Below are 8433 nucleotides of genomic sequence, written 5' to 3'. Positions count from 1 at the left end.
AAAAAAAAAAAAAAAAAAAACAAAAAAAAAAAAAAAAAAAAAAAAAAAAAAAAAAAAAAAAAAAAAAAAAAAAAAAGAAAAAAAAAAAAAAAAAAAAAAAAAAAAAAAAAAAAAAAAAAAAAAAAAAAAAAAAAAATAAAAAAAAAAAAAAAAAAAAAAAAAACAAAAAGAGAAAAAAAAATAAAAAAAAACAAAAAAAAAAAAAAAAAAAAAAAAAAGAAAAAAAAAAAAAAAAAAAAAAAAAAAAGGAAAACAAAAAAAAAAAAAAAAAAAAAAAAAAAAAAAAAAAAAAAAAAAAAAAAAAAAAAAAAAAAAAAAAAAAAAAAAAAAAAAAAAAAAAAAAAAAAAAAAAAAAAAAAAAAAAAAAAAAAAAAAAAAAAAAAAAAAAAAAAAAAAAAAAAAAAAAAAAAAAAAAAAAAAAAAAAAAAAAAAAAAAAAAAAAAAAAAAAAAAAAAAAAAAAAAAAAAAAAAAAAAAAAAAAAAAAAAAAAAAAAAAAAAAAAAAAAAAAAAAAAAAAAAAAAAAAAAAAAAAAAAAAAAAAAAAACAAAAAAAAAAAAAAAAAAAAAAAAAAAAAAAAAAAAAAAAAAAAAAAAAAAAAAAAAAAAAAAAAAAAAAAAAAAAAAAAAAAAAAAAAAAAAAAAAAAAAAAAAAAAAAAAAAAAAAAAAAAAAAAAAAAAAAAAAAAAAAAAAAAAAAAAAAAAAAAAAAAAAAAAAAAAAAAAAAAAAAAAAAAAAAAAAAAAAAAAATAAAAAAAAAAAAAAAAAAAAAAAAAAAAAAAAAAAAAAAAAAAAAAAAAAAAAAAAAAAAAAAAAAAAAAAAAAAAAAAAAAAAAAAAAAAAAAAAAAAAAAAAAAAAAAAAAAAAAAAAAAAAAAAAAAAAAAAAAAAAAAAAAAAAAAAAAAAAAAAAAAAAAAAAAAAAAAAAAAAAAAAAAAAAAAAAAAAAAAAAAAAAAAAAAAAAAAAAAAAAAAAAAAAAAAAAAAAAAAAAAAAAAAAAAAAACAAAAAAAAAAAAAAAAAAAAAAAAAAAAAAAAAAAAAAAAAAAAAAAAAAAAAAAAAAAAAAAAAAAAAAAAAAAAAAAAAAAAAAAAAAAAAAAAAAAAAAAAAAAAAAAAAAAAAAAAAAAAAAAAAAAAAAAAAAAAAAAAAAAAAAAAAAAAAAAAAAAAAAAAAAAAAAAAAAAAAAAAAAAAAAAAAAAAAAAAAAAAAAAAAAAAAAAAAAAAAAAAAAAAAAAAAAAAAAAAAAAAAAAAAAAAAAAAAAAAAAAAAAAAAAAAAAAAAAAAAAAAAAAAAAAAAAAAAAAAAAAAAAAAAAAAAAAAAAAAAAAAAAAAAAAAAAAAAAAAAAAAAAAAAAAAAAAAAAAAAAAAAAAAAAAAAAAAAAAAAAAAAAAAAAAAAAAAAAAAAAAAAAAAAAAAAAAAAAAAAAAAAAAAAAAAAAAAAAAAAAAAAAAAAAAAAAAAAAAAAAAAAAAAAAAAAAAAAAAAAAAAAAAAAAAAAAAAAAAAAAAAAAAAAAAAAAAAAAAAAAAAATAAAAAAAAAAAAAAAAAAAAAAAAAAAAAAAAAAAAAAAAAAAAAAAAAAAAAAAAAAAAAAAAAAAAAAAAAAAAAAAAAAAAAAAAAAAAAAAAAAAAAAAAAAAAAAAAAAAAAAAAAAAAAAAGAAAAAAAAAAAAAAAAAAAAAAAAAAAAAAAAAAAAAAAAAAAAAAAAAAAAAAAAAAAAAAAAAAAAAAAAAAAAAAAAAAAAAAAAAAAAAAAAAAAAAAAAAAAAAAAAAAAAAAAAAAAAAAAAAAAAAAAAAAAAAAAAAAAAAAAAAAAAAAAAAAAAAAAAAGCGCAAAGAAAGACGAAGACGGAATCGCGGCGAAGAGCGACATCAAGATCGCGATGCGCGCGGACAAGATGGCGGGACAGAGCGCCGGAACGGACGACACCCGGAAGGGGACGCCAAGGCGCCCGAGGATTCTATCGCAGACGCTCCTCATCCGTTCAAAGGCAGACATATCGATTTCTCCGGATGATTATCAAGCGTTTGCGATTTCGAAAGGAGCAAGACCGTGAGCCCAAGTCCTTGGTTAAGCATCGTGCTGTTCGGCATCGTCATTTTCGGTTATGCGTGGATGATGCCGAGACGACAATCGAACGCCCAAGATCGGGAATCGGCCAACGAGGCCGCGTACGACAAACTGCTGGAGGATCTGGAGCTGGAAAACCGCGAGCTCGTCGACGCGGTCGCCAAGTTCAAACGCGAGCAGGACGAAACCGTGGAACGGCTTGGCCGCAGAGTCCGCGACATGGAACAGCAGATGAGAAGCTGGTCGGAGCAGCGGACTTCAACCGCGTCCCCTCCATCGAGTACCGAGGCGCCGACCGTCACGGAACGAATCGAGACGGAGTCCGCTTCGGCCATTGCCGTGCCTTTTGCAGCGGTTATGTCGGCAGCCGAGACCGCTTCGTACCCTGTTCCCGAGCCGGCTGAGACGGAACCGGCCGCCGCGGCGACGACGATACGCGTTCGCTATGCGGAGCTTCTGGAGCAGCACGCCAGAGGCCGTTCCGTAGAGCAAATCGCCAGATCGTTCGGAATGAATAAAGGCGAGGTGCAGCTCATCCTGCAGCTTGCGCGCAGGGAGGAAGAACCGATTGCATAAGTACCGCAGCTGGCTGATGGGTTTGGGGATCGGAATCATTCTCGGCGCTTCCATGCTGCAGCTCATTCTGTTGGCCAAAGGGCTTCAAACTTCCGAGAAAAACGGCAGCGAAGCGATTACCCGCGAGCAGTTTGAAAGCTACGCAAAGGAGCAAGGGCTAGCATTTTACCCTTCCGCGGAGAAACGCTATTCCGAGGACGAGCTGGCCGCCAAGATCGATGCAGCCATCGCGGCGTTGCCAGAGCAGACCGATCGCGCGCAAGACGCAGCTTCGCCCAAGGCGGACTCGGCCGAATCGAACGGCAAGGAACCTTCCGACGGCTCCTCTGAGGAAAAGTCTATTCGCGTGGAATATAACGATACCCTCATAATCGTGGCGGGCAAATTGAAGGACGCAGGCATCATCGACGACGAGGCCGACTTTTTGAAGCAGGCAAATTCAATCAGCAAAAAGCTTAAAGTCGGAACGAGCACGTTCACTGGAAAACCCGCTTACTCTGAAATCATGAAGCATCTTACCGGCACAAAATGAGACTCTTTCAACCCTTCGCCGCATCCGAATTTGGAGCGGCGATTCTCATAGGTTGCACATCTATACTCGTTATGGTATAGTATTCCCCGGTGTGAAAAAACACACGCTTTTCAATTTCGGCAACGGTGCTTCCGATTGAGCGAGCCTCCACGGGAAGTATTGCCGGAAGATGCGAGAAGCGGCGGGATTCACCTAAAAAACCATTTTATCAGGAGGTGCAGGAAAGATGGCAGTAATTTCCATGAAACAGCTTCTCGAAGCTGGGGTACACTTCGGCCACCAAACTCGTCGTTGGAACCCTAAGATGGACAAGTACATCTTTACCGAGCGGAACGGCATTTACATCATCGATCTTCAAAAAACGGTTAAAAAAGTGGACGAGGCGTACAACTTCGTTCGCCAGCTCGCTGAGAACGGCGGTACGCTGCTGTTCGTGGGCACGAAGAAGCAAGCTCAAGATTCCGTGAAAGAAGAAGCGGAACGCAGCGGCATGTACTACATCAACCAACGTTGGCTCGGCGGCACGCTGACCAACTTCTCCACGATCCAAAAACGTACGGACCGTCTTCACCAGCTCACCAAATGGGAAGAGGACGGCACGTTCGAAGTTCTTCCTAAAAAAGAAGTTATCCTTCTTCGCAAAGAAAAAGACCGTCTCGAGAAGTTCCTGGGCGGCATCAAAAATATGCGCAGACTTCCGGATGCTTTGTTCATCATCGATCCTCGCAAAGAGCGCATCGCTGTTGCCGAAGCTCGCAAACTCGGCATTCCAATCGTAGGTATCGTTGATACGAACTGCGATCCGGACGAGATCGATTACGTCATTCCGGGTAACGACGACGCTATCCGCGCCGTTAAGCTGCTCACTTCCAAAATGGCCGACGCTATCGTCGAGTCCAATCAAGGCGAAGAAACGACGGCTTAATAAGCCGCCTCGCTTTTAGCTCATGCAAACCAAGGGCGGGCAGAAGAGAACCTTCTCGCCCCTTTTTTTAAGACCAGATATCGGAACCCGGACGGGCCGCAAGGCTCGGCAAGGGCCTGAATTTTAGGAGGGTACCTACGTGGCCATTAATGCAGCAGACGTAAAAACGCTTCGCGAGAGAACGGGCGCGGGCATGCTCGATTGCAAAAAAGCGTTGGAGGAAGCGAACGGCGATCTGACGAAAGCGGGCGAGCTTCTTCGTGAAAAAGGACTTGCCGCGGCAGCCAAAAAAGGCGACCGCATCGCTACGGAAGGCACTGTAGAATCTTACATCCACGCAGGCGGCCGCATCGGCGTACTCGTCGAAATCAACTGCGAAACCGACTTCGTCGGCAAAACCGAGCAATTCCGCTCGTTCGCGCGCGATATCGCGATGCATATTGCCGCTGCGAGTCCGAAATTCCTGAGCCGCGAGGAAGTGTCGCAAGCCGAGCTCGACAAGGAAAAAGAAATTCTCCGCAACCAAGCGCTTAACGAAGGCAAACCGGAGAAAATCGTCGACAAAATGGTCGAAGGCCGTATCGCCAAATATTACGAAGAGAACTGCTTGATGGAGCAATCCTTCGTCAAAGATCAAGACAAAACGATCACCACGTTGCTTAACGAGAAGATCGCTACGATCGGCGAAAAAATTTCGATCCGCCGCTTCGCTCGCTTCGAGCTTGGCGAAGGCTTGGAGAAAAAAGTCGACAACTTCGTCGAAGAAGTTATGGCTCAAGCCAAACTATAATCGCACAGCAAGGCCAATCGGGAACACGAAGTGTTCCCTCTTTTTTAAATCTTGATTTGCAGGATGGAGGAAACATCCGTTGGAACGTCCGTTTTATAAACGCGTTGTGCTCAAGGTTAGCGGTGAATCGTTGTCCGGTCTGAACGGTTACGGAATTGATGCGACGACCATCTTGTCGATCGCCGAACAAATCAAAGAAGTGGTGGAGCTTGGCGTCGAAGTTGCGATCGTGTGCGGAGGCGGCAACATCTGGCGCGGAATCGCAGGCAGCCAGAAGGGGATCGACCGCGCGACGGCAGACTACATGGGCATGCTCGCCACCGTTATGAATTCCTTGGCGCTTCAAGACGCACTGGAGCAAATGAACGTTCCTACCCGCGTGCAGACGTCGATCGCGATGCAGCAAATCGCGGAGCCTTACATTCGTCGTCGCGCGATCCGTCACCTGGAGAAGGGCCGCGTCGTTATTTTCGCCGCCGGCACGGGCAACCCGTTCTTTTCCACGGATACGACGGCGGCTCTGCGTGCGGCAGAGATCGAGGCCGAAGTTATTCTGATGGCAAAGAACAAAGTCGACGGCGTATACAGCGCCGATCCGTTCAAGGACGCCAGCGCGGAGAAGTACGAGCAGCTCACTTACCTCGACGTGCTCAACAAAAATCTCGGCGTCATGGACTCGACCGCTTCTTCGCTCTGCATGGATAACAACATTCCGCTTCTCGTATTTGCGATTACCGAAAAAGGAAATATTAAGCGTGCCGTCATGGGCGAAAAAATCGGCACGATCGTAAAAGGAGTGTAGACTAGTGCCGCAAGCAATCAAGAAGAACGCGGAAGAACGGATGGAAAAAGCTCTGGGAGCTTTGAAACGCGATTTGCAAACGCTGCGAGCGGGACGCGCTTCGTCGGCGATGCTGGATCGGGTGCAAGCCGATTACTACGGAACGCCTACGCCGGTCAATCAGCTCGGCTCGATCAACACGCCGGATTCCCGAACCCTGATCATTCAGCCGTGGGACAAATCTGCGTTGGCCGCTATCGAGAAAGCGATTCTCAAGTCGGATATCGGGTTAACACCCGCCAACGACGGAACGATTATTCGCCTTAACATTCCCCCGCTGACCGAAGAGCGGCGCAAAGATCTCGTCAAGGATACGAAGAAGTTCGGGGAAGAAGCGAAAGTCGCGATCCGGAACATTCGTCGGGATGCCAACGACGACATCAAGAAGAAGGAAAAAGGCGAAATTTCCGAGGATGAGTCGCGCCGTCACCAAGAAGACGTGCAGAAGCTCACCGATAAATACGTCGCCGAAGTCGAAAAGATTTTGGCCGCCAAAGAAAAAGAAATTTTGGAAGTGTAAGCTTTCGAATCTGCCCCTCCGAATACGGTGGGTTTATTCTCATTCTCGTAGGTTTTCGCTCGCATGATGGAGGGATTCGAAATGGGTAATTCGGGGTCTAGGGGATGGCTCCGTCTGCTGGGATTCGGAGCGTCTGGAAAAGACGGCTCCGATCGGAAGCGGAAGGGAACGGATGCCGGGACGGATGTGCCGTCCGGCGGCAACATCCCGCAGCATGTGGCTATTATTATGGATGGCAATGGACGATGGGCCAAAGCGCGGGGTCTTCCTCGCATCGCCGGGCATCATAACGGAATGAAGACGGTCAAGCGGATTACGAAATTGGCGGATGAAATCGGCGTCAAGGTACTGACCTTATACGCCTTCTCGACGGAAAATTGGAAACGTCCGAAAGCGGAAGTGGAATTCCTCATGAAGCTGCCGCAAGAGTTTCTTGCGCTTGAGCTTCAGGAATTGATCGATAAAAACGTCCAGGTTCGCATGATGGGACAAAAAGACGTGCTGCCGAGTCATACGGTTGCCGCAGTCGAAGAGGCGGTAAGACGAACGGAAGGAAATACAGGCCTTATCCTTAATTTTGCGCTTAATTACGGAAGCCGCAACGAAATGGTGGACGCCGTGCGAGAGATCGCCCGTTCGAGCGCGGACGGCAAGCTGGACCCTGAGGCGATTGACGAAGCGCTGTTCGAGCGGCATCTATTGTCGAGCGGCTTCCCGATCCGGATTTGCTCATTCGTACGAGCGGCGAGCTAAGGTTGTCCAACTTCATGCTTTGGCAGCTCGCGTACAGCGAGTTCTGGTTCACAGACGTTTATTGGCCTGAATTCGGGCAACAACACTTTTACGACGCTATCCGCGAATATCAACGGAGAGCTCGGCGTTACGGAGGACTGTAGCATCATGGGTCAACGAATCGTAACCGGTCTCGTGGCGGGAACAGCCTTTTTTTGTTTGTTGTGGCTTGGGGATTGGTACTACTCGCTGCTCCTCGTCGCTATGGCGATTATCGGCTACTCCGAATTCGCCAAGCTGAACGGTCATGCGTGGTCGAGATGGGACGTGCTGGCGGGCTTTGTCGGGGTTATTATTCTCGCGCTGACGCGGCTGCCCGAATCGTGGGGCGTATCGCTGCCTTCGTTTGCGACCGTATCCTGGCTGCTTATGTTCGCGCTTTTGGCGGCAACCGTATTCAGCAAAAACAAAATTCAACTCGAGCATGCCGCCGTTCTGTTCATCGGCGCGATTTATGTCGGCACCGGCTTTCATTACATGGCTGCGACGAGGGAGCTCGATCACGGCATCTTCTGGTCGATGCTTACTTTCGTCAGTATTTGGACTTCGGATGCCGGCGCGTATTTCGTAGGCAAAGCGATCGGACGGACGAAGCTCTGGCCGGCGATCAGCCCGAACAAGACGATTGAAGGCGCATTGGGCGGACTCGTATTAGCGGTCGTTGCGGCTCTCGCGTTCGCTTATTTCGGTTCGGAATGGATCGGGTACGGACGTGCGGCGCTCATCGGTTTGACCGCGGCGATAGCGGGACAGCTCGGGGATTTGATTCAATCCGCGTACAAGCGGTTTCGCGGAGTGAAGGATTCCGGCAATTTGCTGCCGGGTCACGGAGGAGTGCTGGATCGGACGGACAGCTGGCTGATCGTATTTCCTTTGGTTCATTTATTGACGCTCATTCCTTAAAGATTTCGTATACATAACGGAGGTCCGTATGAAAAAAGTGTCCGTGCTTGGCAGCACCGGTTCCATAGGCACCCAGACGCTTGACGTCATTTCGCGCGATCCGGACAGCTATGAAGTGGTCGGGCTGGCGGCCGGCTCCAATATCGAGCTGCTGCTCGAGCAAGCGCGCGCTTTTAAGCCAAAGCTCGTATCCATTGCGACGAAGGAGCTGGCGGAGCGGATTCGAGGCGAGCTGCCTCCGGGCGTTCGAGTCGTCTACGGCGAGGACGGACTGAACGAAGTCGCCGCAGGCGTCGGCGCCGATTATGTCGCTTGCGCTCTGGTCGGCAGCCTGGGACTTACGTCTACATTGGCCGCTATCGAAGCGGGAGCGACGATCGGCCTCGCCAATAAGGAAACGCTCGTGACGGCAGGCCATATCGTCATGAAACGAGCCGCCGATAAGGGAGTGGCGATTGTTCCGGTGGACAGCGAGCATTCGGCGTTGTT

At 43.0% G+C, this 8433-nt stretch carries 8 protein-coding genes and 2 pseudogenes; all 10 read left to right on the top strand.

The genetic code is table 11. The features are described 5' to 3' along the window. On the top strand, positions 1-1529 hold a 1529-nt coding region (locus D3H35_RS31470), incomplete at its 5' end, for a hypothetical protein (RefSeq protein ID WP_199728613.1). A 518-nt stretch (positions 1530-2047) separates the two neighbouring features. Next, positions 2048-2641: a hypothetical protein gene (locus D3H35_RS25990; RefSeq protein ID WP_119149439.1), complete on the top strand. Its 594-nt coding sequence runs from the start codon at positions 2048-2050 to the stop codon at positions 2639-2641. Next, positions 2634-3173, top strand: coding sequence for a hypothetical protein (locus D3H35_RS25985; protein WP_119149441.1), 540 nt, complete (start codon positions 2634-2636; stop codon positions 3171-3173). Before D3H35_RS25990 ends, D3H35_RS25985 begins: the two co-directional genes overlap by 8 nt. Before the next feature lie 226 nt (positions 3174-3399). Then, positions 3400-4098 carry a 30S ribosomal protein S2 gene (gene rpsB / locus D3H35_RS25980; protein ID WP_119149443.1) on the top strand — a complete coding sequence of 233 codons (699 nt, stop codon included), beginning with the start codon at positions 3400-3402 and terminating at the stop codon, positions 4096-4098. Positions 4099-4237: 139 nt separating this feature from the next. Further along, entirely contained in the window at positions 4238-4888 is a 651-nt protein-coding gene (gene tsf, locus D3H35_RS25975; protein WP_119149445.1) for a translation elongation factor Ts, read from the top strand. Positions 4889-4967: 79 nt separating this feature from the next. Continuing rightward, a complete protein-coding gene (gene pyrH / locus D3H35_RS25970; RefSeq protein WP_119152064.1) occupies positions 4968-5690 on the top strand; it encodes a UMP kinase in 723 nt (240 codons plus the stop codon). A 4-nt stretch (positions 5691-5694) separates the two neighbouring features. Next, on the top strand, positions 5695-6249 hold the full coding sequence (frr, locus tag D3H35_RS25965; protein WP_119149448.1) for a ribosome recycling factor: 555 nt from the start codon (positions 5695-5697) through the stop codon (positions 6247-6249). Between the two features lie 81 nt (positions 6250-6330). After that, a pseudogene (locus D3H35_RS25960) lies at positions 6331-7145 on the top strand (isoprenyl transferase). A gap of 4 nt (positions 7146-7149) precedes the next feature. After that, positions 7150-7944 (top strand): phosphatidate cytidylyltransferase, encoded by a 795-nt coding sequence (locus tag D3H35_RS25955; protein WP_119149452.1) that lies wholly within the window; start codon positions 7150-7152, stop codon positions 7942-7944. A 28-nt stretch (positions 7945-7972) separates the two neighbouring features. After that, positions 7973-8433, top strand: a pseudogene (locus D3H35_RS25950) (1-deoxy-D-xylulose-5-phosphate reductoisomerase); the annotation flags it as partial.

This window comes from Cohnella faecalis, from assembly GCF_003570905.1.
GTDB classification, from domain to species: domain Bacteria; phylum Bacillota; class Bacilli; order Paenibacillales; family Paenibacillaceae; genus Cohnella; species Cohnella faecalis.
The sequence above is the reverse complement of the archived record's forward strand: the minus strand, read 5'-3'. Positions and strand labels throughout refer to the sequence as shown.